Genomic DNA, 24,662 nt, shown 5'->3' with positions numbered 1-24,662 from the left:
AGGGCTCACCCGAGCCGAGCGGAGTGCGGCGGTCAGTGCGCGACCACCGGCACCGGCACCTCGTCGTCGGCCGTGGCGCCCGAGCCCGAGCCGGTGACCGTCGTCATGCTCGGACGGCCGGCGTTGACGAAGGTCAGGGCGATCGCCGCGGCGACGACCAGGATGCCGACGGCGAACCAGATCGCGCTGGTGTAGCCCTGCACCATGCCCTCCAGCTGGACCAGCTGCTGCTGGGAGCGGGAGGTCGCCGAGCCGATGTGGTCGGCGATGTACGACGTGGTGGCCGAGGCCGCGATGGTGTTCAGCAGAGCCGTACCGATCGCGCCGCCCACCTGCTGCGAGGTGTTGACCATCGCGGAGGCGACACCGGCGTCGCGCGCCTGGACGCCCTGCGTGGACAGGGACATCGCCGGCATGAACGCCGTGCCCATGCCGAGGCCCAGCAGCAGCATCGCCGGCATCAGCAGGGCGGCGTAGGAGGAGTCGACCTCCATCTGCGTGAGCAGCAGCATGCCGACGGCGGCGACCAGGAAGCCGGGGCCCATCAGCAGGCGCGGCGCGACCCGGGTCATCAGGCGGGTGCCGATCTGGGTGGAGCCGGTGATCATGCCCGCGATCATCGGCAGGAAGGCGAAGCCGGTCTTGACCGGCGAGTAGCCCTTCACGATCTGCAGGTAGTAGGTCAGGAAGAGGAACAGGCCGAACATCGCGATGATCGCGAGGCCGAGCGAGAGGTAGACACCGCCGCGGTTGCGCTCGGTGATCACGCGCAGCGGCAGCAGCGGGGCCTTCACCTTCGCCTCGACCAGCACGAACGCGAGCAGCAGCACGGCCGAGCCGACGAACATGCCGATCGTGACGCTGTCGCTCCAGCCCTCGGACTCGGCGCGGGTGAAGCCGTAGACCAGCGCGACCAGGCCGAGCGTCGACAGCAGGACACCGGGGATGTCGAGCGGGTTGCGGTTGCGGCCGCCCTCCGGCTCACGGATGACGAACCAGGCACCGGCCGCGGCGGCCACCGCGAACGGGATGTTGACGAAGAACGTCCAGCGCCAGTCCAGGTACTCGGTGAGGAACCCGCCGAGGATCAGACCGACGGCGCCACCGCCACCGGCGATCGCACCGTAGATGCCGAACGCCTTGGCGCGTTCCTTGGCGTCGGTGAACATCACCGCGAGCAGCGAGAGCGCGGCGGGCGCGAGCAGGGCGCCGAAGACACCCTGGAGGGCGCGGGCGCCGAACATCATCGCCTCGTTGGTGGCGGCACCGCCCAGCGCGGAGGCCACGGCGAAGCCGGCCAGACCGACGACGAAGGCGCGCTTACGGCCCCACAGGTCCGCGATCCGGCCGCCGAACAGCAGCAGACCGCCGAAGGCGAGGGCGTACGCCGTGACCACCCACTGGCGGTTGCCGTCCGAGATGCCCAGGTCCTGCTGGGCGGAGGGCAGGGCGATGTTCACGATGGTCGCGTCGAGCACGACCATCAGCTGGGCGAGCGCGATGAAGATGAGCGCTCTCCAGCGCCCGGGGTCGGGCGCGGGGGCGGGTATGGCGGAAGCCTTGGCGGCTGTCTGAGACATGGAGGTACCCACTTCGGAACTTCGTGACGGAGAGGAAGCTGGTGAAGAAGCTGGTGATGGAGCTGGAGAAGAAGCTGGAGAAGAGGCTTGTGAGAACGGAAAGGAGGCGGCCCCAGGGGCCGGAGAAGGAATGGCCGTGGCCTGGGAATGGCCTAGGAACGACGCGTCACCATCGACGGCCGGACGAGTGAGAGTGAACGGAAGGGATGGGATGCGTATCCGTGTGTGTCAGGGCCGGCGCAGGTCCTCCAGGGTCACGGCCGTACCCGGGAGCGTGGAGGGGGCCGGAGCCCGCAGTCCGTCCAGGTACAGCTGAAGATGGCGGTGGACGAAGCGGTCGACGCTCATGCAGACGGTCCCGGCGGGGGGCCGGCTGAGCTGGGCGACACCGATCATCAGGTCGCCGACACCGACGTCGGGACGGAGCTGCCCGGCCGCCTTGGCGCGGTCCATGACCTCCCCGACCAGCCTCTCGAACCGCAGACGCGCGGCCTCCAGGTCCGGGTGGTTCTGGTCGAACGTGCTGGTGACCATGGGACACAGGGCGCTGATCCGCTCGTCGGCGGCGGCGTGCGCGATGCGCTCCAGGGCCGTGAAGGCGTCCCCGGTCTCCGCGAGCGCCCGCTCGGCCGCCCGCACCGTACGGTCGATGACCGCGCAGACGACCTCGCGGACCAGCGCGTCGCGGTCCGGGAAGTTGCGGTACACCGTGGCGTTGCCGACGCCGGCACGGCGGGCGATCTCGTCGAGCGGCACGTCGGGGCCGAACTCGACGAACATCTCCCGGGCGGCGGTGACGATCCGCTCCCGGTTGCGCAGGGCGTCGGCGCGCGGCCGGGCCGCCTTGCGGCGCGCGGGGGTGGCGGTCTGCACGGCGTACTCCAAGAACGTGGCTGTGGCTGAGGCGATCCGGGGACCGAGTCCCCGTTTCGCTCGGACGCATGGTTAAACGGGGATCGGCTCCCCGCTTATTTCCCGCCGAGGCGAGAACTTCATGTGACCTGGATCACGCACCTACGCGTGAGAAACCCACGATCGGCTCCTCCAGCGCGCGCCCGCGCCACGCCCGGCCGAGGGTGATCGCAAGGGTGCAGCCGGAGAACGGCGGCTGCCTGGAGCGAGAGGTCCATGCATGCAGCCGCAGCCGTCCAGCCGTCGGATACGCCCGGTACGACACGGTGCCGTCCCCGGCCTCGGAGACCGGCGGCACGGGGCGGGCGGGGCACGACGCGGCGGAGGCGCGGTACGGCGCGGCAGGCGCGCCCTGGCCCTGACGGCGGTGACCGCGCTGACGGCGGCGGTCTGCACCTCGGCGGCCGGCGGCCGGCTCACCGACGGCCCGGCGACGGCCGGCGCCCGCCCGATCAGCGCGGCCGAGTCCTCCGCCCTGGCCCCCTGCATGATCCGCAGCGACCGGGACGTCCAGATGTCGGAGGGCATCCCCACCCCCAACGGCTACTCCCCCTCCACCGGCACGGTCCGCGCGCTCACCCTGATGATCGACTTCGCGGACGCGCCGGGCAGCGGCAAGGCGCTGGACCGCTACCGCGAGTTCTTCCCGCAGACCCGGGAGTGGTTCCGCACCAGCTCCTACGGCCGCCTGGACTACCGCGCGGACACCCCCATCCGCGACTGGCTGCGCATGCCGCGGACCTTCGAGGAGTACGGCATAGAGCGCGGCGCGCCCTTCGACCCCGGCTACCGCAAGCTGGTCCAGGACATCGTGGCCGCGGCCGATCCCAAGGTGGACTTCCGGTCGTACGACCTCCTGAACGTGCTGGTGACCCCGAACGCGGGCCCGTCCGCCCTGGACACGGTCCTGTCGGTGACCTTCGCCGGCAACGCGGAGGCGCCCACGGCGGACGGGGTGCCGGTCGCGAACGCGTCCTTCGTCTACTCCCGCCAGGACGACGGCTCCGGCTCCTACGCGCGCACCGGCTACCGCGTCCTGCCCCACGAGAACGGGCACGTCTTCGGCCTGCCCGACCTCTACACCCAGGAGGGCGGCGGCGCCGTCGGCCACTGGGACATCATGAGCGAGGACTGGGGCGCCAACAACGACCTGCTCGGCTGGCACAAGTGGAAGCTGGGCTGGCTGGACGCGACCCAGGTCGCCTGCGCCGCCCGCCCCGGCACCACCGAGCACACCCTCACCCCGCTCGCCCGCCCCGGCGGCCCGAAACTCGTCTTCGTCCCCCTCGACCGCCGCACCGGCTACGCCGTAGAGCTGCGCACCCGCGAGGGCAACGACGAGGCGGTGTGCCGCCCCGGCATCCTCATCTACAAGGTCGACGCGACGGTGGACACCGGCCAGGGCCCGGTCACCGTCTACGACTCCCGCCGCGACAGCGGCGGCTGCACCCGCAGCCCCAACGTCCACGCCGAGCTCTCCGACGCCCCCTTCTCCCCCGGCGAGACCTTCAAGGACCCGCGGCACGGCATCCGCATCTCGGTGGAGTCGGCGGACGAGGACGACGACGGGCACACGATCAGAGTCACGAGAAGCTGACGTCCCGCCCTCCCCCGCTCCCCCCACCCCCTGATCCGCCACCCGCTACACTGGCCGCGGTGACGCAGGCCCCACGGCCCGCCCACACCACTGCCTTCGTAGCTCAGGGGATAGAGCACCGCTCTCCTAAAGCGGGTGTCGCAGGTTCGAATCCTGCCGGGGGCACATCACTGAACAGGGCAAAGGCCCCGGACCGATCCCGGTCCGGGGCCTTTGCCATCCACGAGGCCGGTCACTGCAGCGGCGTCACTGCAGCGGCGGTGTCTCCTCAGGGAGCAGGCACCAGGACATGTGCCCAGCCAGGAAGCTCTCCAGCTCATGGGCGGCCACGGACTCGGACGGCAGATCGTCTGGACGCGGCCGGTAGAGAGCGCTCAGTTCGTCCCGCAGCCGCGGGTCCAGCATGGGGGCCTGATAACGGTCGATCGTTCCTCGCAGAAACAGCCAGTCGAACAGCCGCACCGCTGGGCTGCGCCCCGACCGGGGGTGCTCGGACACGTGCGCCTCCTGCCAGGAGCCGACGTAGAAGTAAGCCGCACCGGCCAGCGCTTCGGTGAGGGCAGGGGTCGGGTCCTTGAGATTCCAGTAGACCCGCGCGTCGGCCTCGGCAAGGGGCTCCGGGAGCGCAGCGAGCCACAGGCGGTAGTCGCTCATCGGCACAGCTTGCCACCCTGCGGCCCAGGAGACGGCAGTGGTCTCCGGGGGGGACGATCCCCCGACGCACCAATCAAGAGCCCACTCACCGACCCCCTCACCCTCACGGCCTGCTGCCAGGTCAACGCCCCGATCCGACTCCTGGTCGCAGCCCCCGGGCCGGACGGCGAGATCTCCCCCGACGACCTCGCCCTCTATTCGGCACGAGGTCGAGGCATACAGCCGTGAAATCTATGGTTTCTCGGAAATCTACTACGAGCGCAGGTTGAGTTGAGGAACCACTGAAGGTCAACTCATTGAAAATGCAACGGCGCTGCGAAGAGAGCATTCCAGGGCCATCCGCGGATCGCTGGGCCGGTTGCGGGCCATGATCTACCTGGAAGACGCCCTGAAACACCGTGCCGACGATGCAACGCGCCTGCTAGGTACCGCTCTATGACGGACGGACCGCCCTCCGAGATGCAAGACACATGCCACAGTGATTAACCTCGTCATTAGGGCCGTCACCTGGTAACCCGCGCGTTAGACCTGAGGCCCCGATGCAGTGCGATGAAACTTGGGTCACCAGCAGGCCCCTTACAGGCACGCGACGGCGGGAACTGAATCCGGCGCCGATGCTGGGACCGGCTGCAGGTGATGAGAAAGCCTTTTACCCCAAGCCTCGATCCACCGAGCAATGTGCATCCGGGAGATGCGATCCCCCATGCTGCCGCAACGGTGTCCGACGTCGCGGCGATGATTCCGCGTGCTTGGCACTCCTGCGGATGGCCGAGTCGGGCGGCTTCGCACGTTAAGACCTGATCTGACTCTCATTCAGGCCTGATCGGACTTCCATTCCCAGGATTTGATGATTCCGCAGCGAAAACGGACGATAAAACCATAGCGACCTCGAAACTGGAGGTATAACCATGTTCAGGCGCTTTATGGCCTCGGCGATGGTGGTTGCCGCCGGGATCGGCGGCGGACTATCCGCACCGTCGGCCGCCAACGCTCAGGACTACGGGCCCAACACCTGCAGACAGGGATATGTCTGGAGGGAAGCGCGTGCCGGCGATGTCGTGTGCGTCACGCCGCAGACGCGTACGGCCACCGCCAACGACAACGCTCTGGCCCCCGGTAGGACCCTCCCGAACGGCTACTGCAGGCAGGGCTATGTCTGGCGTGAGGCATGGGGTTCCGGCGACCACACCTGCGTGACCCCGCAGACCCGCGCGCAGGCGCGATACGACAACAGTCGGGCTGATGACCGGCGGTTGGCGGTGCGGGTGTGGATCACTTCGGAAAACGGCGCCCTCAAGGTCAGCGGCGACCACTTCAACATAAACAGCCCGGTCCGCCTCGTGTTCTCCGGCGCAGTCAGCAGGATTTGGACGGTCACGGCCGTCAGGCACTCTGGATACGCTGGCGGGAGTTTCGGTTTCGTCCCCGGCTTCCCCGGACGCTGCGCTCCCGGAAACCCCAACTCCCGTGTTCAGGCTGTCGATCTGACCTCGGGTCGAAGCACGGCCAGCGTACCGTTCGTCTACTGCGTAAGGATCGACTGAAACCCTTTCGGGGCCGGGTACTTGCCGCCCCTGGGTGACCCTCGAGTCCGATGAAGCATGAAGCTCCGCTCGGACCACCGCAGCAAGCCCTGGATCATCTCAGCTTCGCAACCTGAGAGCGTGGACCCGGCTCCGCCTCCGCGACGTGATCGGCACGGAGGTCGGGCCTCGCGGCGGCCATCCTCGGGGGTGGGTGGCCTCATCCGCTGTCGGCGCGGTCGGCATTGCTGCCGGGAGCGGGAGCTACGCGGGTGGTGCCGGGTGATGGTTGCGGATCTCCACGTTGCAGTCGCTGACCCGCGAGTGATCACCGTCTGCTGCCGCTTGGGTGCGTTGTCGGGCGAGGGCCTGGCAGACCTCGCAGGCCGGTGGTGGGGCGGGCCAGGCGAGGGGCAGACCGAGGTGGACCGCCCGGGGCGTCACGGCAGCCTCCGGCCCGGCGCGGCGGCCGGCCACTGCACCGCTCGGCGGTACGGCTCGTAAAGCTGGGCGGCGTCCGGGCATGGCAGGTTGGCGTTGGCGCCGGTCTCCTCGTCCCTGGTCTGGCAGGTCGGGCAGGTGAGGCAGTGGTCCGCCAGGCGCAGGAACGCGGCGGTGCCCGGGTCGATGATGGCGGGCTGCTTGCTGCTCAAGTTCTCGTAGTGGTCGCACAGGGCGTTGACGGAGCGGGCCAGCCGCTGCGCATACGCGATCCGGGACGGGAAGGTGCGACCGGGCTCGCGGTTGAGGCGGACGCGGGCGGCCATGACGGCGGAGTGCGCGCAGGCACGCGGCACGTCGTCCTCGGGGAACCGCTCGGCCAAGTCCTCCACGACCGGAATGGTCAGCGCGAGGTGGCCGCGCAACTGAAGTGTCAGCGAGTCCAGTTCGGTCTCGGGGGGGCAGGTCGGCGTCCTCCGCGAGCAGGTGGCGCGCGGCTTCACGCAGGAGGCGCGTGTCGATCGGCAGGGTCGTGGTCATGTGGCCGGGCTCCTTCTGGTGGAGTGGGTGCGCGAGCCGCATGGCGACGTCGGCGCGAACGCGGCCGAGGTCGACAAGAGAGCGACTCGGCGTGGCCGGATCCGCGGCGGGGGACGCCAACACGATCCCGGCGCCGCCGAGCGCGGCACGGAGAGACTCCACAGCGGCGAAGGCGTCGACGTTGTCCACGTCGTCTGAGGTGGTGACCATGCCGGGACGTTAGGTGGGGCGGTCAGACGGGCACCATCGCAGTTGCGGATAGTTGCACACAATCCTGGCTCAGTTGCGCCGAGTTGCGGACGACGCTACTCGGAACGCCGATCGGACAGGGTGCCTGTCGTGGACGCTGGGAGCTCCACCGGTACGGCGAAGGAGTAGCCATGGCTCGTCGACTGCGGTTCAACGGTACGGGCAGCGGGGTGAACGGGTGCCCGTCCATCCACGAAGATCTCGACTCCGGTGAGGTGATCGTGCACGGGCCGCCGCTGACCGACCCGGGAGAGATCGCCCAGCTGCGTCACCTGGGCGACGGTAAGGTGCCGGTCGTAGTCCCGCGGGAACTCCTCGCCGACTTCGGCCCGAAGAAGGTTCAGCGCGTGCCCGACATCATCGGACTGGACGAGTTCGACCGGCTGTTCACGCAGTTCGAGCACACCGCTTGGCGGTTGGAGACCCGTCGTCGGTACGCCTCCGACGAGGCCACCAGCACGTACGCCCAGTTCGTCCGCGGCGAGACCGTGGACTGGGCCGGCGTGGATGCCGCCTGGTGTGCCGAGCGCCGCGAACAGACAACCCTGGGCAAGCGGTTCGAGCGGGTTCGCATCATCGACTCGCCGCCCACACCGGGGCAGCCTTACCTCCTCGACGTCGAGTTGATCCGGGAACCGGCCGCCGTGCTGCGGTACGCCATGACCCGCGACGCGGCGATGCACTACGCCGTCCCGTACCAGGAGGTCGCGGCGCAGCTGGCCGCGGAGAAGTAGGTACAGGAGCGCACCGGTGAGCACGGATTACCAGCAGGCCACGCGCCTCTGGTAGGCGACCTCGGCCGGTCTGCCGCCCGAAACGTCTCCTTGGCGCAGGGAGTTCAGCCAGGTCTGGAAGTTCTGCCGCTCCGCGGCCGTGAGCGGTGGAAAGCGCGGGTCGGCCGGCGTGGCGGGAGGAATGGGCTGGACGCGAGGGCCGTTGGCGGGGCGGTAGGCGACCGGGACCAGGGTCGGAACCCGGATCAGCGGGCCCAGGAACGGCGGCAGGCCGGGAACGAAGCCGCCGTTGTCCGGCTGCGGCATGGGCACGCGTGACTTCGAGCTGTCCAGGGCCGCCGGGATCTTGCCCAGCGCCGCGATCCGCAGGTCACCGGCGATGAGCTCGTGCAGACCGCCGTCGCGGCCGTCACCTCCGAACCTCGGCTGCTCCCACGGCCAGAGAAATTCGCCGGTGGGCGAGGTCTCCTCGTACGGCAGCCGCTGCTTGGCGGTCTCTATGTGATCGGCGTAGGCGTCGCAGGCGTTGGCGATCATTTTGCAGGCCACAGGCAGATTGGCCATGAGGGTCTCTTCCTCGCTGACCTCACCGGATGGCGGGTTCTTGCCGACGAACTTCTTGAAGAAGCCCTCGACCGCGTCCGCGGTCTCGCCGACCTGGTCAAGGTTCGCGGCCTTCCATGCGGTGTCGGAGTCCCAGTACGCGTCCTCGAGGATCTTGGACGCTTCACGCCATGCCTTTGCGACGGCACGGAGTTTCTGCGGCTGCCCGAGGAAGCGCTCGTTGAACAGGTACTGGTCGACACCGCTGGTTTCGCCGACGACCTCGGGGAGGTCCTCCGCCTTGTGGCTGGCTCGCGGGTTGCAGTCGGGGCCGGACGGCTGCGGGCCGATCCCCGGCCCCTGCGGGCTCTGGCCGAGGAGCTGTGCCGCGACCTTGTCTTCCTGCTTCAGGAACTCCTCGGCCGCCTTGAGCAGAGCGCCGGCGCCGTTGGCCATGACCTGGTGAGCGAAGCCGGCCTTGTCGAACACCGTGTTGACGGCTTCCTTGTAGACCTTGGCGAAAGCCCGGCCGGCCTCGCCGTCGCCGGCCATGCCACCGTTCGCGCTGAGCTCTTTGAAGAGCAGGCCAAGCATTTCGTAGATCAGGTCACGCAGCCCCACCATGCACCAGGACGCGTTGACGAAGTTCGCCGTCTGATGCCGAAGATCCAACGTTCCCCCACAGAGCCGTGCCAGGTGCCGTTCGGACCGTACACGGTTGCGAACAGAGCTCGGGCGAGCGGGGGTTGACGTTTGCCACTTCCAAGTACGCGGAACGTGACAGGGCGTGGCGCGGACCGGGCCAACACTTACCGGAAGTCGGTGAAGAGCATTGCGGCTCAGTGCAGCTGCGCGGCGTACTACGTCGTGCGCAGCTGACGAAAGCCGACGCCGCTCATCGCGGCATCGTGTCGGGCTGCTGATGGCTGTGGTGTGTGCCGTGTTGCTCACCGCGTGCGGAGGCGGGCCCGGATCCGCGACAACGAAACCCGACGCGGCGGATCAAGACCGTTTCCTGCGCGAGTACGTACAGCTGCTCAACGCGTCGGACGAGGACGGGTTGGCTGCGCTTCTCCAGAACCATCCCCGTGGCTCCGCGGACGCCGAAGCCCGGATCAGGGCGTATGGGGGACAGGACTGGGACGTCCGGTGGACGCGCAGCTCTGACTTCGCGGGCGTGTGGAAGGTGGACATAACCGGCACAGCCGGGGCCAAGCATCGCCCCGTCCGCATCCACGTCACCGAGACCATCACCTGGGAGAACGAGCAATGGGTGATGGCCCCACTCCCAGGTGTCGTCCCCACCCCGCCTGACGCGGCCCGGACCGAGCCGCCCGGCTGAACCCGTCCCAGCTCGGTCCTGAGAGCGGCGCGGCAACCCCCGCTCACTGATCATTCTTGGTCGTCTTGGCGGTCCGGCCTCTACGGTCTGCCGTGAGCTGCGGCGGTCACGGCGAGGCCGATCGCGGTGGCCAGGAGGGCCATCGCGGCCAGCGCCCCGGTCACCGGACCGCACCAGTTCGGGCGGGTCAAGAGCAAGGCCAGGACGGCGGCGCCCAGGAGGAGGGTGACCGTGGTCAGGAGGAGGGTGAGGAGGAGGGCCGTGAGGGTCATGACGGGCGGCCTTCGCGGGTGACTGCGGCCGCCTGGGGGCCGGTGATGGTGGCCGCCCGGGTGCGGGTGGCTGCGGCCGCCTGGGTCCGGGAGGTGTGGTGGGTGCCGAGGCGCTTGAGTTTGCGGCGTACGCGTTCGCCGTACGCCGACGGGTTCGCGGCGCCGGCGTAGCGGGCCGCCTCCGTCCAGTCGGCGATGGAGGGGTGCGCCCAGGCCATGGCGACGCGGCGTTCGGCGGGGTCGAGGCCGGTGAGGACCGCGTTGACGCGTTCGTCATCGAAGGCGGACTCGAAGACCAGGTCGTCCATGCGGAGTTCGCCGGCGACGAGGTCGAGCAGGGTCAGGTCCTCGGCGAGCGGGGTTTCGAGGAGGAGAACCCGGGAGCCGCGTACCCGGCGGCGCCATACCGGCACCAGTTGGCGGTGGATGGCCCTGGCCTCCGACTTGATGCGGCCGATGACCTCCGGGCCGATGCGGCCGCCCTCGTGCAGCGGGGCCGTCCAGTCGCCGATGAGGGCCGTGCGGACCGCCTGGTCCCAGCGCGGTCCGCAGGGCAGGACGAGGTGGTGGCTGACGAACGTCTCGGAGCCGCCGCAGCCGGAACACTGGTCGTGGCCGAGCGCCCATTCCCGTGCCTCCAGGGCGCGGTACGCGGGGACGTCGAGCGCGTTGTGCAGGGGCAGCGCGGAGGTGACACTGCGGGTGCCGGCCGGGGCGGCGATCGTCCACACGCCCGTCATGCCGGGCCTGGCCCTGCGGTCCACGAAGGCGGTGCCGTCGGTGTCGATCGTGAGGACGTTGCCTCCGCTCCACGGCAGGCCGGACGCCTGACGGTCGCGCCGGGCGTCCGCACTGCTGCCCGCCGCGGAGCTCCCGGCGCCGGTAGGGCTGTCGGCGCCGGTGAGGCCGACCGTGCCGGTGGGGATCTCGGCGGTGCCGGTGGGGCTACCGGTGCCTGTGGTCACCGCCGGGTGCGGGTCGTCGTCGATGCGGGACACGGGTGCTCTCCTTGCGCTCGCGGTTGTCACCTTCCCTTCTCGGTCTCGGGAGGGGGCCGCATCGGCAATGAGAGTGGGGAACTCAGGTGTGATGTGCGCCACTTGCCGTGCCCGCGGGCGCCGAGTCGTCCCCCTGTCCCTCCTCCGGCTCCCAGCGCAGCAGGTCGCCCGGCTGGCAGTCCAGCACCTCGCACAGTGCCGCGAGCGTGGTGAAGCGGACCGCCTTGGCGCGGCCGTTCTTGAGGACGGCCAGGTTGGCGGGGGTGATGCCGACGCGTTCGGCGAGTTCGCCCACGGACATCTTGCGCCGGGCGAGCATCACGTCGATGTCGACGACGATCGGCATCAGATCACCTCGGCCAGCTCGGCCCGCATCCGCGCCGCCTCGACGTCGCGGGCCACCGCCTGGGCGAGCAGCATGCGCAGCACCAGGACGATGAGCGCGACGCCGAGGACGGCCAGGCCTACGCCGCCGATCAGGAGCACGATGCCCGGGGCCACGGCCTCGCCCGGCGCGAGGACGACACCGAGGGTGAAGATCAGGAGCGCGGCGGCCGTCATCGCGCCGATCACGATGTGGACGTAGCGGAAGGCGCCATGGGAGAAGACGGTCCCCCGGCGCACCATCGTCACCAGCCGCCATACGCAGACCAGGACGACCTGGGCCGTCACCAGTCCCAGCAGCACGATCACCACGACCGGGGTGCGCCGGCCGAAGTCACCCATGTCGGCGGCCAGCAGCGGGACCATCACCGCCTGCACGAACACCGAACCGGCGAGCAGCCCCACGAGCACCGCGCGCAGCGCCAGCACCGTCAGTTTTCCCATCGCCTTCCCTCCTCCTCGTCTGACGTCAGCTTCCGTCAGCCCACGCCTCGGGCACGCCTGCGCGCGTCTGCACACGGCGTACACCATCGACTCTCGATGGGAATCTATCGTTTTTCGATAGGTAGCGGCAAGGGGGCGGCGGCGCGGGGTGTTCAGGCTCCGCTTCAGCGGCGGTGTGCCGTCGCCGCGACGGCGGGGAGGACGGCCAGGGACAGGACGCCGCCGGCCAGGGCGAGGACCGGGTAGCTCGCGGCCGCGACCACCGCGCCGGAGGCGAGGCCGCCCGTGGCGCCCGCGATGGCGATCGAGACGTCCACCAGGCCCTGCGTCCTCGCCCGGTTGGCCAGCGGTACGGCGTCGGTGATGATCGCGGTGCCGGAGACCAGGCCGAAGTTCCAGCCGAGGCCGAGCAGGGCGAGCGCGAGCGCCAGCGGGGCGACCGAGTCACCGGGGGCGGTGGCGGCGAGGATGCCTGCGGCCAGGAGGGTGACTCCGGAGGCGGCGGCGATCGGGAGGCGGCCGAAGCGGTCGACCAGCCAGCCGGTGAGGGGAGACGGCAGGTACATCGCGCCGACGTGGATCGCGATGACGAGGCCGGCGGCCGCGGTGCCGTGGCCGTGGTGCTGCATGTGGACCGGCGTCATCGTCATGATCGCCACCATCACCAGCTGGGTGAGGATCATGATCAGTGCGCCGAGCACGACACCGGGGGCGCGCCGCGATCCGGGTCCGGCGGGGGGCTGTTCGGGCGTCGCCGTGCCCTGCCGGTCGAGGGTGCGGGCGAGCAGGAGGGGGTCCGGGCGCAGCCATACGGCCAGGACCAGCGCGGCCAGGGCGTACGCGGCACCCGCGAGGAGGAACGGGCCGGCGAGGCGGGGGACGCCGAGAGCGGCGGCGAGGTCTCCGGTGGGTGCGGCGAGGTTGGGGCCGATGACGCCGCCGAGGGTGGTGGCGACCAGCACGGTGGAGACGGCGCGCCCGCGGTGCGCGGGGGCGGCGAGGTCGGCGCCGGCGTACCGGGCCTGGAGGTTGGTCGCCGTACCGGCGCCGTAGACGAAGAGGGCGACGAAGAGGAGCGGGGCGTTGTCGGCGACGGCGGCGGCGATGACCGCGGCGGCGCCGACCGCGCCGGCGAGGTAGCCGACGGCCAGTCCCGGGCGGCGTCCGCGCGCCTGGGAGATACGGCCGACCGCGACCGCGGCGAGGGCGGAGCCCGCGGTGAACAGGGCGCTGGGCAGGCCGGCGAGGCCGGTGGAGTCCAGCATGTCCTGGGCGAGCAGGGCGCCGACGGTGATGCCGGCGGCGAGGCCGGCGCCGCTGAGGACCTGGGAGACGACGAGGACGGTGAGGATGCGGCGCTGGGCCGCGCCGGACGCGGATATCCCGTCGGCGGGGGCGGTGGCCGTCGTCGCGGGGTCGCGCCTGGCGCCGGTCATGCCGGGTCCCCGGCGGCGACCGGCAGATCGGCCAGGCGCCACTCCAGCATGCCGTCGTCGAGGCGGATCGCCCGGCGGCCGCGGTCGGTGAGGAGGCGTACGGCGTCGTGGGCGAGGACGCAGTACTCGCCCCGGCAGTAGACGACGATCTCGGTGTCCTCGGGCAGCTCGCCGATGCGCTCGGCCAGTTCGCCGACGGGGATGGAGAGGGCGCCGGGGATGTGTCCCGCGCGGTACTCCTCCACCGGGCGGACGTCCAGCACCACCACGTCGCCGGCCGCGACCCGGGCGCGCAGCTCCTCGCGGGTGACCTCCGCGGCGCCGTCGTCCCCGAGGTAGGCGTCGCGCGCGGCGGATACGGCCGCCTGGTGGCGCTCTGCGACCTTGCGCAGCAGCGCGAAGAGCTGGGCCACGTCGTCGCCGGCGAGGCGGTAGTGGACCCGGGTGCCTTCGCGGCGGGTGGCGACGAAGCCGGCCTGCTTGAGCGTCTGGAGGTGCGCCGACGCGGTCGTCAGGTTCAGTCCGGCGGCCTTCGCGAGCGCGTCCACGGTGCGCTCGCCCTGCGCCAGCAGATCGAGCAGCTCCAGCCGCTTTCCGCTGGCCAGCGCCTTGCCACTGGCGGCGAACGCGTCGTAGAGGCGGTTCTTCGGGTGGGTGGGACCGGTGTCCGGCACGGCATCCTCCATAAATCCATGGAGAAGTGTAGTTCACCCGGCGCTGTACCACCGCGTGCGGGTCAGATCACGGAACGGGCGCTCGGCGAGGATGTGCGGAAGGCTGTGTCCGCGGAGCGGTGAGTGAGGTGGCGGAGGTGCCGGAGAGGGCGAGGGAGCCGGCGGGGGTCGGGCTCGGCATCGTCGGCGGTTCGGTGTTCGCCGGGCGCGGTGGGCGGTCTCGGCGGGTTCGTCCCGCCCGCCGCTGGTGATGGGCGCCGTCCACAGCGCCAAGGACTCCTGGGCCATCGGGTTCATGCTCCTGTCGGCCCTGGCGGGCTGTGTGTACGCGTACGTCCGGATGCCCGCCACCGGCGCCTCGTCCCGCCCGGCTGCGGACCGGAGCACCCCTGCCGGCCGGCCCCGCCGGTGTCCGGCCTCGGTACCCTGGCCGAATGGGCGAAGCCGTAGCCGCAGGTGAGCAGATGGGCATCGTGGCCGCGCTGGTGCGGTCGGCGTTCCTGGTGGACGCCGTGTACGCCGAGTCGGGCCGTCGGTACGGGCTGACCCCGCAGCAGGGCCAGCTGCTGTGTGTGCTGATGCCGCAGCCGTACGGCATGTCCGAGCTGGGCTCGATGCTCGGCCTGGCCAAGTCCAGCCTGACCGGGCTGGTGGACCGCACCGTGCAGCGCGGCCTGGTCCGCCGCGAGGCCGACCCGCGGGACAAGCGGGCCGTGCGGGTGAGCCTGACCGAGGAGGGCGCGGCGCTCGCCAGGGAGTTCTACGACGCGACCTGCCGCCGCATCGCGGAGCTGCCGTCGGGTCTCGCCCCCGCCGAGCGGGAGCAGCTGGCGGCGCTCCTCGGACGCGTGGTCGCGGACAACGAGGTCCCACAGGTGTTCCTCGAGCCGGAGCCGCGTGCTTAGCACGTCCCGGTTCCTCCGGCCCGCGTTCAGCTCACCGAGTTCTCCACCTGGCGGTCGCCTCGGGCGTCCGCCGCGCGCAGTCCCCGCGCCAGCATCCCCGTCACGGCCGTCGACGCGACCGCCATCGCCGTCATCGCCACCGCCGGGGAGGTCAGTTGGGCCACGGCCCCGGCCAGCGCCGCGCTCACGCCCTGGGCGGTGAGCATGCCCGCGGAGTGCAGGCCCAGGGCGTGGCCGGAGAGTTCGGTGGGGGTGAGGGCGACGAGCCGTTCCTGCTGTACAAGGCTCGCTCCGAAGCCGGCGGACGCCACCAGGACCAGCACGGCCGCGAGCGGCACCGGTGGGCGCAGGAAGAACAGCAGGTACGGGCCGGCCAGCACCAGCAGCAGCGGCACCCCGAGCCTGGCCCGCCGCCCCGGTGGCACCAGCCGGCCGACCGTGACGTCCCCGGCGAACATGCCCAGCGCCGCGCAGGCGAACAGCGTCCCGGCGGCCCCGGGCGCGTAGGAGACGTACAGCGATTCACAGCCGACGATCAGACCGTTGGGCACCCACAGGGCGAGGAACAGGCGGCGGCGGGGACGGGACGACCACAGCAGCGCGTTGGCCCGCCGGGTCGCCCGTACCGAGGGGCGGCCGGTGGCGCGCGGCGGGCGGTCGGTGAGCCCCAGCCGCAGGCCGAGCGCCGCCCCGGCGTACAGCACCGCCGCCAGCAGCAGCGCGGCGCGCGGTGTCAGGACGGCGACCAGGACGCCGCCGGCCGCGTAGCCGCCGATCTGCGCGAGCCCGCTCATCATGTTGAAGAGCGAACGCCCCAGCAGATAGCGCTCCTTGGAGAGGATCTCGGTCAGCAGTCCCCACCGCACTCCCCCGCCCAGCGAGGCCACCAGCCCCTGTACGAGGACGACCGCGAACACCGCCGCCACCGGCAGTCCGGGCAGCGCGAGCACCGCCGTACCGGCCGCGAACGCGAGTGCCACTCCGGTGAGCGTGGCGCGCGGCGGCAGCCGGTCCGAGCCGGACAGCAGGAAGGTGGCGCCGACGACCTGGGCGAGCGACGGGCCGAACATGCTCACCGCCGCCAGCAGCGGCGACTCGGTCGCCCGGAACACCAGCGTGCCGAGCGCGAGCCCGCCGAGCGTCTGCGCGGCGGTCTGGGCGGCGGAGCAGAGGAAGAGGGGAGTGAACTCGGGGGTGCGGAACAGGCTTGCGTAGCCGGGTGAGGTGCGCATGCGGGGAGTCTCGGGCGCCTGCCGACAGCCCCGTTATCGTTTCGCGCACACGCGAAAGCTACCGGGGGGCGTCATGGGCTGGTGGCAGGTCGACGCGGACACCCTCGCCCGCAGCCGGTTCCTGCTCTCCCCGTACGCCGAGACCTTCGCGAGCCTGAAGCTGCTGCACGCCGCGGCCGGAGCCCATCCGGGCGAGCAGGCGTGGCTGCGCGCCCACCTGCCCGGCTACCGCGCCCGCCTGGCCGCCGACCCGGTGACCGCTCGGCTGGTGCGCGCCGGGCTCGGCCGGGACTGGATCGCCGACTTCCTCACCCCCACGCCGCGGGACGGCGAGGACTTCGCGCGGGCGGTCGCCCGGGTCCGCGCCACCGACCCGGACGCGGCCCGCGCCCATCTGCGCCTCTCCCTCGCCGGCCCGCTCCCCGCCGAGCTGGACCGCGACGACCTGCCCGAGCGGGCGGCGGCGCTCCTCACCTACGTGTGGACCGAGACCGTACGGCCGTACTGGGCCCGCGTCGCCGCGTGCTGGAGGCCGACGTGGTCGCCCGGACCGCGCGGATGGGCGAGGGCGGCTGGGCGGCGGTGCTGGACGCGTTGCGGCCCGGCACCCGCTGGCTGGGCGCCAGCCGCTTCCAGGTCAATCCGCACGAGTACCCGCCCCGCGACATCTCCGGTGCCGAACTCGTCCTCGTCCCCGTCACCCCGCGCACCGGCTGGGTGTCGTGGGAGGAGCCGGAGCGGCAGCGGTACGCCGTCGTCTACCCGTGCGCCGGACCGCTCACCGACAGCCCCTCCCGGCCCGCGCCCGCGAGCCTCGCCGCCCTCCTCGGCCGCGCCCGGGCCGCCGTCCTCGTCCTGCTGGACTCCCCGCTGAGCACCACCCAGTTGACGGCCGTGACCGGGCAGGCCCTCGGCTCGGTCGGCCGGCATCTGCGGGTGCTGCGCGACGCGGGTCTGGTCGAGCGGCGGCGGGTCGGCCGGTCGGTGCTGTACACGCGGACGGCGGCGGGCGATGTCCTCGTACGGGCGGCCGGGGAAGGGCTCGGGCGGGAGGCCCGGGATGAGATTGCGCGGGATGCCGGAGAAGGGCTTGGGCGGGAACCCGGGGAAGGGCTCGCGCGGGAGCCCGGAGAGGGGCTTGCTCAGGAGGCCGGGGAAGGGCTTGCTCAGGAGGCCGGGGAAGGGCTTGCTCAGGAGGCCGGGGAAGGGCTTGCGCGGGAGGCCGGGGAAAGGCTTGCGCGGGAGGCCGGGGACGTGCAGGGCGAGGCTGCCGGGGCCGACGGGACCCGGCGCGGCTAGCATCCGCCCTATGACCACCAACGCATCCCCCCTCGACGTCGACATCGACGCCCTCCAGGGCGGCCCCGCCAACCTGAAGCAGTACGCCGGGCAGGTCGTGCTCGTCGTGAACGTGGCCTCCAAGTGCGGGCTGACCCCGCAGTACGCCGGTCTGGAGCGGCTCCAGGAGCGGTACGCCGACCGGGGGTTCACCGTGCTCGGCGTGCCCTGCAACCAGTTCCTCGGCCAGGAGCCGGGCAGCGCCGAGGAGATCGCCGAGTTCTGCTCGGCGACGTACGGCGTGACCTTCCCGATGACGGAGAAGGTCGAGGTGAACGGCGCGGGCCGGCACCCGCTGTACGAGCGGCTGACCGGTTTCGCCGACGCGGAGGGCCACAGCGGTGACATCCGCTGGAACTTCGAGAAGTTCCTGATCGGCCGGGACGGCGCGGTCGTCGCCCGGTTCTCCCCGCAGACCGAGCCGGAGTCGGCGGAGGTCGTCGCCGCGATCGAGGCGCAGCTCGGCTGAAGCCGCGGCGGCCGGTCTTGACCGGTCTTGACCTTGCCCTTGGGGCAGGCCCGAGCCTCCTTCCCGCCGGGCGCCGAGGCCGCCCGGTGACGGAGGAATGCGCGGATGGACGAGGAACTGCTCACCATCGGGACGTTCGCCGCCCGGGCCCGCCTCTCGGCCAAGGCCCTGCGGCTGTACGACCGGCTCGGCCTGCTCACCCCGGCCCGGGTCGACGAGACCAGCGGCTACCGCTACTACCGCGCCGCGCAGATCGAACAGGCGCGGCTGGTGGCCCTGCTGCGGCAGCTGGACATGCCGCTGGCGCGGATCGCCGAGGTGATCGCCGCGGACGGACGTACGGCGGCCGGGCTGCTCGCCGCCTACTGGGCGGACGTCGAGGCGCGGACGGCGGGGCAGCGGACGCTCGCCGCATACCTCTGTGGACGGCTGTCGGGAGGGAACCCCGAAATGCACGAGACGTTCACGGTCGAGACGGTCGAGGTGCCCGAGCAGGTGGTGATCACCGAGACGCGGCACGTCCTGGCGGACGAACTGCCCGCCTGGATCGGCACGTCACTGGGGCGGCTGGAGGAGGCGGCCCGGGAGTGCGGCGGCCTGACCGGCGCGCCGTACGTCGTCTACCACTCCGAGGTGTCCATGGAGAGCGACGGCCCCGCCGAGGCCTGTGTGCCGGTGGCCGACGAGGCGGCGGCCCGGGCCTGGGCCGAGGTGCACGGACGGAACTGGCAGACCCGGGTGCGGGTGGAACCGGCCATGCGCCTCGCCTACACCCGGATCGGCAAGGCGCAGGTGGCGCATCCGCAGATCCTGGCCGCCTTCGAGGCGGTGGAGGAGTGGATCCGGGAGCGGGGGCTGGAGCCGGCCGCCGCCTGCCGCGAGGTGTACTTCGCGGACTGGGACGCGGCGGGTCCCGACGACCCCGTGTGCGATGTGGCGTTCCCGGTGCGCTGACGGCTGACCGCCGACACGAGCCGAGCCCCCTCGGCAAGGACGGCGGGCTCGTCGAGAGGGCTCTGCGCACGGTGCGCGAGGTGCGCGGGTGGTGCCGGTGTTACGCCTTGACCGAGGCCACGAAGACGTTCCACGCGTCGGCGGGGAAGGCCAGCACGGGGCCCTGCTGCACCTTGGAGTCCCGGACGGCCATGGCCGACGGAACCGGGGACTTGATCTCGACACACGCGCCGTTGCCCTGGGAGTAGGAGGACTTGACCCACGTGTCCGTCGCGCCCTGCTTGATCGCCATTTTCGCTCCAGTAAGCCAGTTGCTGAGTTGTGCGTTTGCGCCAACGTTCCTGTCTTGATGGCGTGATCGACGCTACTCGCCAACTCGGATCTCCGGAGCGACTATTCACTCGACCGGATGGCATATTCCATTCGGGTCTTCCATCCGGTCGGGGCGGCGGTGTACTTTGCGGCGCCTCACCTGCGACCCGCGTAGTCCTTCACCACTTCCGAGATGAATTCCCGGGTTTGGTCGGCGTTCAGGGCCTGCGCCCGCAGGTGCTCGTACATCACCGCGTATTTCTGGACATCCTGCGCCTTTTCCAGATAAAGGTCGCTGGTGACACCCTCGATGTAGACGACGCTCGAATCGGCGGCGTCCGGGAACTCCAGAATCGCGTACTGGCCGCTCACCCCGGGATGCGCGCCCATCTCGAACGGGATCAACTGGACCGTGACGTGCGGGAGCTGGGACATCTCGAGCAGGTACTCCAGCTGCTCGATCATCACCTGTTTACTGCCGACCTCGCGGCGCACCGCCGCCTCGTCGAGCACGGCCCACAGCCGCAGCGGGTTCTCCTCGGCGGCAATACGTTCCTGCCGGCGCAGTCTCACCTGCACCCGTTTGTCGATGTCGGCCGGTGTCGCCTCCGGCAGCGCCCCGGTGATCAGCGCCTCCGCGTACTGCCGGGTCTGCAGCAGACCGGGCACCACCTGCGGGTCGTACACGCGCAGACTGGCCGCGTCGGTCTCCAGGCCGATGTAGACGCTGTACGGGATGTCGCCGAAGGAGTGCCACCAGCCCTGCTGACGCGAGTCCTTGGCCATCTGCATCAGCGAATCGACGATGCGGTGGTCCTCCACCTCGTAGACTCCGCACAGGTCGCGCACATCGCGCTGGCTGATGCTGCGACGGCCGTTCTCCAGGCGGCTGATCTTCGACTGCGACACCAGCAGCCGCTCCGCCACCTCCTCGGCCGTCATGCCCTTGAGCTCACGGAGCCGACGCAGCTCCTGGCCCAGCCGGCGCCGCCTGACGGTGGGATTGACATTGGACGCCACGGGACGTGCACCTCCGGCTGCTGCAACTTTGCGTATCTGCTGTTGAGCAGACTGCCACCAAGGTGGTCCTTACCGCTGGGAAACCGCGGATATGCGGCGGGTACACGCCAGATCCACACACGCGGACATGCGTCCGCGCGGGGCGGCGGACGCGTCCGTCGTCCAACGAACGCGTTCCACCGCCCCGCGCGGCTCGCGCGGCTCCCGAACCGGGCTCTGTGGTGCCGTACTGCCCTGACTGCGGCTCAGTGGGCCACGGCACGGGCCATGCCCGCGCGGCGCGGCTGGGCCGGAACCCCCCGAGCGGGTTCCGCCGCCCTGACTCCGGCGGCCGGTCGGCCTGCCGGGCCCGCCGGGCCCGCCGGGGCACGGCGCGGCTGGGCCGCCACGCCGTTCTGGACGTCCATCACGGCGTGCGCCACGAGACCGCCCATGGGGTCGTGCCTGATCAGGTCCCGCAGCCGGGAGCGGGACGAGCGTCCCTCGTTCCCCGGATACAGGTGCTTGCCGAGGCCGACCGCGTGCGCCAGGGCGGCGAGCGCCGCGGTCCGCGGGTCCGGCGGAACGCCGGTGCGGATCGCGGAATCCAGCCGGGCCCTGATCTCCCGGCTGATGGCGTTGTCCGTCGCCTGGTAGCGAGTCGTCGGCAGCACTCCGCACATCTGGCCCTCGACGGCATGCACCATGCCGCACCGTTCCAGATGCGAGAGGTAGGTCTGGCGGAGCCCGAGACGCGGCCCGCCGATCCAGTGGACGGCGCGGACCGGAGCGCCGCGCCTGCGCAGCAGCTCCAACGCGCTGTCCAGTGTCGGATCTCCTGTCGGCCGTGGTACCACCACGGCGATACGATCCCCGTCTGGGGCTATCCGTCCGGCCAGCGCCAGCTCCACTAGCTGTGCTCCGGCCAGACCGAGGTCGAGCGACTGCGGCTGTGCAGTGGTACCCGTGGCCGGGTCCAGTGCCAGCAGCAGAAGCTCCTCCGGAAGTGTTCTGCGGCTCCTGCCCATCCATGCCTCCCCGCGTGGATGAATGACAGGGTGACCCCTCTCACATTGGTCTGTCGAGGGTGCGTGACCGGTTCGTAAGGGAACCGGTAGGTATGTCGTTCTCGTCTACCGCTTGGGTTTAGCCCGCACACAGGACACTGGTACATGGTTCGGACAGCGGTGGAACCCAGGTGTCCGGGCGGCTGTTCGGTTCGGTAGCGCACGGGAGCGTGCGGCATGGAGGAGGCATCGGTGGCGGGCGAGTCCCCCGACAGGTCGAAGCAGCGCGAGTCGTCGGCAGAACCGACGTCGGGGAGCGCGGGTCCGGTTCCCGAGGCCAGGAGCGAGGCGGCCGATCCCCGTCTCTCGGTGGCCCGCGCGGCCGTCGACACCGCCACCCGCGTCCTCTCCGCGAAGGACCTCGCGCAGGCACGCGAGCGCGCGGCGGAGGCCGCCGGCGAGAAGGGCGACGAGGGGCTGCGCGCGGCGGTAGCGGCGTGGGTCCGCTCCGCGGACGAGGCCCCGTCCGAGGATGCCCCGTCCGAGGATGCCCCGTCCGAGGATGCCCCGTCCGAGGATGCCCCGTCCGAGGATGCCCCGTCCGAGGATGCCCCGTCCGACGGTGCCGAGCCGTCGAAGCGGTCCGGGGGGACCGGGGAGGCGGAGAAGGCCGAGAAGGCCGAGAAGGCCGACGGGGGCGAGGAGTCCGGCGAGGCCGGCAAGACCGGCCAAGCCGAGAAGGCCGACGCGAGCGAGAAGACCGGGGAGGCCGAGAAGGCTGGCCGGCCCCGGGAGGTCAGCGAGACCGGCCAGGCCGAGAAGGCCGGTGTGAGCGAGAAGACCGGTCGGGCCGAGAAGACCGGCGCGGCCGGGAAGGCCGATGAGGTCGGCGGCACCGGTCGGGCCGAGGGGGCCGAGGAGAAGACCAAAGCTGCGGCTGAGGGTGACGCCGGGGGTGACGCCCAGGGCGAGGACGCCGCCGAGCCCGAGGGCGCGTCCGACGCGGGCGAGGGGGGCTCCGCGAAGGCCGGGTCGACCGCCGAGGCCGCGACGGCGGACGACGCCGAGGACGGCGAGTCCGCCGAGGGCGACGCGAGCGACGCCGACGAGGCCGAGGGTCGCGAGGACACCGACGCCGACGGCACCGAGGACTCCGAGAGCGACGGCGCCGCCGGTGACGCTCCGTCCGACGTCGCCGCGAAGGCCGACGCCGTCTCCGAAGAAGCCGACGCCAAGGCCAAGGCCGGTGAGGCCAAGGCCGCCTCCGGTGCGGTGGACGCCAAGGGCGGCGCCGCCCCGGACGCCGGTAAGGGTTCCGTCGACCAGCCCGCCACCGTCTTCAAGGCCGTACGGCCGCCGAAGCCCGCGGTCGACCAGCCCACCACCATGCTCAAGCTCGGCGACGCCGCCAAGGCGAAGCCCGCCGAGAAGGCCGACGAGAAGGCCGACGAGGAGGCCGACAAGGCCGACGAGGGCGGAGCCTCCGGCAAGGACGCCGAGCGGACCAGCAAGTTCGTCGCGCTGAAGCCGCTGGACGACCCGGCGGCCCGCAAGTCCCGTCCGGCCGCGCCCGCGAAGCCCGCCGGGCCGGGCGGACCGGCCAAGTCCGCGAAGCCCGCCGAGCCGGCCGCGTCCGCGGCCTCCAGCGCCCCCGCCCCCGCCGACGTCACCGCCGCCGTCCCCCAGATCGGCCCCGAGCGGACCACGCAGCAGCCGTTGCCGCCGAAGCCGCCGCTGGACCTGCTGGCGGAGCTGACGAACACGCCGCCGCCTCCGCAGACCCCGCTGCGCACCGCCGTGCGCCGGGTGAAGATCTGGACGCCGCTGGTGCTGCTGCTGGTGATCGTGTTCGCGGTCGTCCAGTCGTTCCGCCCGCTGCCGACGCCCACGCTCCAGCTGACCGCCCAGGACAGCTACACCTTCGACGGCTCGAAGGTCGACATCCCGTGGCCGGAGAACGGCCAGGCCGCGCTCGACGTGCAGGGCATCGGCACGTTCGGCTCGTCCGGCGAGCAGAAGCCGGTGCCGATCGCGAGCGTCGCCAAGGTGATGACGGCGTACATCATCCTCCGGGACCACCCGCTGAAGAGCGGCGAGGAGGGCCCGATGATCAAGGTCGACCAGGCGGCCGAGGACCAGTCCCAGGCCGGCCAGGAGTCGACGGTCAACGTGTACGCGGGCGACCAGATCTCGGAACGTGAGGCGCTCGAGGGCATCCTCATCGCATCCGCGAACAACGTGGCCCGGCTGCTGGCCCGTTGGGACGCGGGCTCCGAGAAGGACTTCGTGGCGAAGATGAACGCCACCGCGAAGGACCTCGGGATGACCAACACGACGTACACCGACCCGTCGGGTCTGAACGACACCACGGTCTCCACGGCCGTGGACCAGGTGAAGCTCGCCAAGGCCGCGATGACCCAGCCCGCGTTCCGCGAGGTCGCCGCGATGATGTCGTACGACGACTACAAGGGCGTGAACCACCCGAACTGGAACCAGCTGGTCGGCAGCAACGGCGTCGTCGGCATCAAGACCGGCACCACCACCTCCGCCCTCGGCAACCTGGTGTTCGCCGCGAAGAAGGAGATCGGCGGCGAGACCCACACCATCGTCGGCGCCGTGGTGCGCCAGCCGGCGGGTGGCGCGGACAACACCATCCTCGGTGCCGCGCTGCACCAGAGCGACCTGCTGATCCGGGCCGCGCAGGGCGCCCTGGAGTCGGCGACGATCCTGAAGAAGGGCGACGTCGTCGGCTATGTGGACGACGGCCTCGGCGGCCGTACCCCGGTGGTCGCCACCGAGGACGTCACCGCGGTCGGCTGGGCGGGCCTGGAGGTCAAGGTGTCCTTCGCCGCCGACGAGCTGCCGCACACGGCGAAGGCCGGGACGAAGGTCGGCACGCTGACCGTGGGCGACGGGGCCGTCGCCGGGGCCGTCAAGGTGCCGGTCGCGCTCCAGCGGGACCTGGTGGAGCCCGGCTTCATGGACAAGGTGACGCGGATCGCCTGACGCCACCGCGCCCAGGGGCCAGAGCCCCGCACCGCACCGCACGCACCCCGTCGAGCAGGGCCCGCAAGCCCGCCGGCGGGGTGCGTGCTAGCGTCACGAATCGGGACAGGCCGCCCG

Annotated in this window: 23 protein-coding genes, 1 tRNA gene and 2 pseudogenes; 11 read left to right on the top strand and 15 right to left on the bottom strand. The window is 71.5% G+C overall.

Annotation, left to right across the window (positions count from 1 at the left end; translation table 11 throughout):
• Nucleotides 1-32 precede the first annotated feature (32 nt).
• Nucleotides 33-1,580, bottom strand: a complete 1,548-nt coding sequence (locus tag ACIG0D_RS09480) for an MFS transporter (RefSeq protein ID WP_399797718.1) — start codon at nt 1,578-1,580, stop codon at nt 33-35.
• A 41-nt stretch (nt 1,581-1,621) separates the two neighbouring features.
• On the opposite strand from ACIG0D_RS09480, the gene ACIG0D_RS09475 reads away from it, so the two are divergent.
• Nucleotides 1,622-1,771 (top strand): hypothetical protein, encoded by a 150-nt coding sequence (locus ACIG0D_RS09475; RefSeq protein ID WP_399797716.1) that lies wholly within the window; start codon nt 1,622-1,624, stop codon nt 1,769-1,771.
• A gap of 37 nt (nt 1,772-1,808) precedes the next feature.
• On the opposite strand, the gene ACIG0D_RS09470 is transcribed toward ACIG0D_RS09475, so the two are convergent.
• Entirely contained in the window at nt 1,809-2,453 is a 645-nt protein-coding gene (locus ACIG0D_RS09470) for a TetR/AcrR family transcriptional regulator (protein WP_399797713.1), read from the bottom strand.
• 259 nt (nt 2,454-2,712) lie between these two features.
• Here ACIG0D_RS09470 and ACIG0D_RS09465 point away from each other — a divergent pair, with 259 nt between their 5' ends.
• Nucleotides 2,713-4,089: a M6 family metalloprotease domain-containing protein gene (locus ACIG0D_RS09465; protein WP_399797710.1), complete on the top strand. Its 1,377-nt coding sequence runs from the start codon at nt 2,713-2,715 to the stop codon at nt 4,087-4,089.
• A gap of 92 nt (nt 4,090-4,181) precedes the next feature.
• Nucleotides 4,182-4,254 (top strand) — tRNA-Arg (locus tag ACIG0D_RS09460).
• Between the two features lie 81 nt (nt 4,255-4,335).
• Here ACIG0D_RS09460 and ACIG0D_RS09455 read toward each other — a convergent pair.
• Nucleotides 4,336-4,743 carry a hypothetical protein gene (locus ACIG0D_RS09455; protein WP_399797707.1) on the bottom strand — a complete coding sequence of 136 codons (408 nt, stop codon included), beginning with the start codon at nt 4,741-4,743 and terminating at the stop codon, nt 4,336-4,338.
• Between the two features lie 908 nt (nt 4,744-5,651).
• Here ACIG0D_RS09455 and ACIG0D_RS09450 point away from each other — a divergent pair.
• Nucleotides 5,652-6,287, top strand: coding sequence for a hypothetical protein (locus tag ACIG0D_RS09450; RefSeq protein ID WP_399797705.1), 636 nt, complete (start codon nt 5,652-5,654; stop codon nt 6,285-6,287).
• Between the two features lie 419 nt (nt 6,288-6,706).
• On the opposite strand, the gene ACIG0D_RS09445 is transcribed toward ACIG0D_RS09450, so the two are convergent.
• Nucleotides 6,707-7,210 (bottom strand): DUF6415 family natural product biosynthesis protein, encoded by a 504-nt coding sequence (locus ACIG0D_RS09445; protein WP_399797702.1) that lies wholly within the window; start codon nt 7,208-7,210, stop codon nt 6,707-6,709.
• Nucleotides 7,211-7,627: 417 nt separating this feature from the next.
• Between ACIG0D_RS09445 and ACIG0D_RS09440 the strand changes: the two genes are divergently transcribed.
• Nucleotides 7,628-8,230: a DUF6879 family protein gene (locus ACIG0D_RS09440; RefSeq protein WP_399797699.1), complete on the top strand. Its 603-nt coding sequence runs from the start codon at nt 7,628-7,630 to the stop codon at nt 8,228-8,230.
• A 27-nt stretch (nt 8,231-8,257) separates the two neighbouring features.
• Here the strand turns inward: ACIG0D_RS09440 and ACIG0D_RS09435 are convergent, their stop codons facing one another.
• From ACIG0D_RS09435 to ACIG0D_RS09405, 7 genes are all read right to left on the bottom strand, one after another.
• Nucleotides 8,258-9,445: a hypothetical protein gene (locus ACIG0D_RS09435; RefSeq protein ID WP_399797697.1), complete on the bottom strand. Its 1,188-nt coding sequence runs from the start codon at nt 9,443-9,445 to the stop codon at nt 8,258-8,260.
• 750 nt (nt 9,446-10,195) lie between these two features.
• On the bottom strand, nt 10,196-10,387 hold the full coding sequence (locus tag ACIG0D_RS09430) for a hypothetical protein (RefSeq protein WP_399797694.1): 192 nt from the start codon (nt 10,385-10,387) through the stop codon (nt 10,196-10,198).
• Nucleotides 10,384-11,385: a hypothetical protein gene (locus ACIG0D_RS09425; RefSeq protein ID WP_399797692.1), complete on the bottom strand. Its 1,002-nt coding sequence runs from the start codon at nt 11,383-11,385 to the stop codon at nt 10,384-10,386. The genes ACIG0D_RS09430 and ACIG0D_RS09425 overlap by 4 nt, the downstream gene beginning before the upstream one ends.
• 82 nt (nt 11,386-11,467) lie before the next feature.
• Entirely contained in the window at nt 11,468-11,731 is a 264-nt protein-coding gene (locus tag ACIG0D_RS09420; protein ID WP_399797690.1) for a helix-turn-helix domain-containing protein, read from the bottom strand.
• Nucleotides 11,731-12,213: a DUF2975 domain-containing protein gene (locus ACIG0D_RS09415; RefSeq protein ID WP_365759663.1), complete on the bottom strand. Its 483-nt coding sequence runs from the start codon at nt 12,211-12,213 to the stop codon at nt 11,731-11,733. The genes ACIG0D_RS09420 and ACIG0D_RS09415 overlap by 1 nt, the downstream gene beginning before the upstream one ends.
• Before the next feature lie 164 nt (nt 12,214-12,377).
• Nucleotides 12,378-13,649, bottom strand: coding sequence for an MFS transporter (locus ACIG0D_RS09410; protein ID WP_399797688.1), 1,272 nt, complete (start codon nt 13,647-13,649; stop codon nt 12,378-12,380).
• On the bottom strand, nt 13,646-14,323 hold the full coding sequence (locus ACIG0D_RS09405) for an ArsR/SmtB family transcription factor (RefSeq protein ID WP_399797686.1): 678 nt from the start codon (nt 14,321-14,323) through the stop codon (nt 13,646-13,648). Before ACIG0D_RS09405 ends, ACIG0D_RS09410 begins: the two co-directional genes overlap by 4 nt.
• 204 nt (nt 14,324-14,527) lie before the next feature.
• On the opposite strand from ACIG0D_RS09405, the pseudogene ACIG0D_RS09400 reads away from it, so the two are divergent.
• Together ACIG0D_RS09400 and ACIG0D_RS09395 are read left to right on the top strand one after the other, a co-directional pair.
• Nucleotides 14,528-14,783, top strand: a pseudogene (locus ACIG0D_RS09400) (hypothetical protein); the annotation flags it as partial.
• Between the two features lie 4 nt (nt 14,784-14,787).
• Nucleotides 14,788-15,228 carry a MarR family winged helix-turn-helix transcriptional regulator gene (locus ACIG0D_RS09395; protein ID WP_399798181.1) on the top strand — a complete coding sequence of 147 codons (441 nt, stop codon included), beginning with the start codon at nt 14,788-14,790 and terminating at the stop codon, nt 15,226-15,228.
• A 26-nt stretch (nt 15,229-15,254) separates the two neighbouring features.
• On the opposite strand, the gene ACIG0D_RS09390 is transcribed toward ACIG0D_RS09395, so the two are convergent.
• Complete coding sequence (locus ACIG0D_RS09390; protein ID WP_399797683.1) at nt 15,255-16,460, bottom strand: MFS transporter; 1,206 nt, start codon at nt 16,458-16,460, stop codon at nt 15,255-15,257.
• 73 nt (nt 16,461-16,533) lie between these two features.
• Here ACIG0D_RS09390 and ACIG0D_RS09385 point away from each other — a divergent pair.
• The 3 genes and pseudogenes from ACIG0D_RS09385 to ACIG0D_RS09375 all read left to right on the top strand — a co-directional run.
• Nucleotides 16,534-17,492: pseudogene (locus ACIG0D_RS09385) on the top strand (ArsR/SmtB family transcription factor); the annotation flags it as partial.
• Between the two features lie 277 nt (nt 17,493-17,769).
• Nucleotides 17,770-18,267 carry a glutathione peroxidase gene (locus ACIG0D_RS09380; RefSeq protein ID WP_399797680.1) on the top strand — a complete coding sequence of 166 codons (498 nt, stop codon included), beginning with the start codon at nt 17,770-17,772 and terminating at the stop codon, nt 18,265-18,267.
• 105 nt (nt 18,268-18,372) lie between these two features.
• Complete coding sequence (locus ACIG0D_RS09375) at nt 18,373-19,221, top strand: MerR family transcriptional regulator (protein WP_399797678.1); 849 nt, start codon at nt 18,373-18,375, stop codon at nt 19,219-19,221.
• A gap of 100 nt (nt 19,222-19,321) precedes the next feature.
• On the opposite strand, the gene ACIG0D_RS09370 is transcribed toward ACIG0D_RS09375, so the two are convergent.
• From ACIG0D_RS09370 to ACIG0D_RS09360, 3 genes are all read right to left on the bottom strand, one after another.
• Complete coding sequence (locus tag ACIG0D_RS09370; RefSeq protein WP_365759646.1) at nt 19,322-19,513, bottom strand: DUF397 domain-containing protein; 192 nt, start codon at nt 19,511-19,513, stop codon at nt 19,322-19,324.
• 176 nt (nt 19,514-19,689) lie between these two features.
• Nucleotides 19,690-20,553, bottom strand: coding sequence for a helix-turn-helix transcriptional regulator (locus tag ACIG0D_RS09365; protein WP_165999730.1), 864 nt, complete (start codon nt 20,551-20,553; stop codon nt 19,690-19,692).
• A gap of 245 nt (nt 20,554-20,798) precedes the next feature.
• Complete coding sequence (locus ACIG0D_RS09360) at nt 20,799-21,560, bottom strand: GPP34 family phosphoprotein (protein WP_399797674.1); 762 nt, start codon at nt 21,558-21,560, stop codon at nt 20,799-20,801.
• Between the two features lie 216 nt (nt 21,561-21,776).
• On the opposite strand from ACIG0D_RS09360, the gene ACIG0D_RS09355 reads away from it, so the two are divergent.
• Complete coding sequence (locus ACIG0D_RS09355; RefSeq protein WP_399797671.1) at nt 21,777-24,545, top strand: D-alanyl-D-alanine carboxypeptidase; 2,769 nt, start codon at nt 21,777-21,779, stop codon at nt 24,543-24,545.
• The last annotated feature ends 117 nt before the right edge of the window (nt 24,546-24,662 follow it).

It is taken from the genome of Streptomyces sp. NPDC052773 (assembly GCF_044547145.1).
GTDB lineage: Bacteria > Actinomycetota > Actinomycetes > Streptomycetales > Streptomycetaceae > Streptomyces.
Note: the sequence above shows the minus strand (reverse complement) of the source record. Positions and strands in the feature narration are given on the sequence as shown.

What these genes read in the sequence shown, in the direction of transcription:
- ACIG0D_RS09480 (WP_399797718.1), bottom strand. Translation starts at nt 1,580, where the DNA reads ATGTCTCAGACAGCCGCCAAGGCTTCCGCCATACCCGCCCCCGCGCCC.
- ACIG0D_RS09465 (WP_399797710.1), top strand. Translation starts at nt 2,713, where the DNA reads ATGCAGCCGCAGCCGTCCAGCCGTCGGATACGCCCGGTACGACACGGT.
- ACIG0D_RS09455 (WP_399797707.1), bottom strand. Translation starts at nt 4,743, where the DNA reads ATGAGCGACTACCGCCTGTGGCTCGCTGCGCTCCCGGAGCCCCTTGCC.
- ACIG0D_RS09450 (WP_399797705.1), top strand. Translation starts at nt 5,652, where the DNA reads ATGTTCAGGCGCTTTATGGCCTCGGCGATGGTGGTTGCCGCCGGGATC.
- ACIG0D_RS09440 (WP_399797699.1), top strand. Translation starts at nt 7,628, where the DNA reads ATGGCTCGTCGACTGCGGTTCAACGGTACGGGCAGCGGGGTGAACGGG.
- ACIG0D_RS09430 (WP_399797694.1), bottom strand. Translation starts at nt 10,387, where the DNA reads ATGACCCTCACGGCCCTCCTCCTCACCCTCCTCCTGACCACGGTCACC.
- ACIG0D_RS09420 (WP_399797690.1), bottom strand. Translation starts at nt 11,731, where the DNA reads ATGCCGATCGTCGTCGACATCGACGTGATGCTCGCCCGGCGCAAGATG.
- ACIG0D_RS09415 (WP_365759663.1), bottom strand. Translation starts at nt 12,213, where the DNA reads ATGGGAAAACTGACGGTGCTGGCGCTGCGCGCGGTGCTCGTGGGGCTG.
- ACIG0D_RS09410 (WP_399797688.1), bottom strand. Translation starts at nt 13,649, where the DNA reads ATGACCGGCGCCAGGCGCGACCCCGCGACGACGGCCACCGCCCCCGCC.
- ACIG0D_RS09395 (WP_399798181.1), top strand. Translation starts at nt 14,788, where the DNA reads ATGGGCATCGTGGCCGCGCTGGTGCGGTCGGCGTTCCTGGTGGACGCC.
- ACIG0D_RS09390 (WP_399797683.1), bottom strand. Translation starts at nt 16,460, where the DNA reads ATGCGCACCTCACCCGGCTACGCAAGCCTGTTCCGCACCCCCGAGTTC.
- ACIG0D_RS09380 (WP_399797680.1), top strand. Translation starts at nt 17,770, where the DNA reads ATGACCACCAACGCATCCCCCCTCGACGTCGACATCGACGCCCTCCAG.
- ACIG0D_RS09375 (WP_399797678.1), top strand. Translation starts at nt 18,373, where the DNA reads ATGGACGAGGAACTGCTCACCATCGGGACGTTCGCCGCCCGGGCCCGC.
- ACIG0D_RS09370 (WP_365759646.1), bottom strand. Translation starts at nt 19,513, where the DNA reads ATGGCGATCAAGCAGGGCGCGACGGACACGTGGGTCAAGTCCTCCTAC.
- ACIG0D_RS09360 (WP_399797674.1), bottom strand. Translation starts at nt 21,560, where the DNA reads ATGGGCAGGAGCCGCAGAACACTTCCGGAGGAGCTTCTGCTGCTGGCA.
- ACIG0D_RS09355 (WP_399797671.1), top strand. Translation starts at nt 21,777, where the DNA reads ATGGAGGAGGCATCGGTGGCGGGCGAGTCCCCCGACAGGTCGAAGCAG.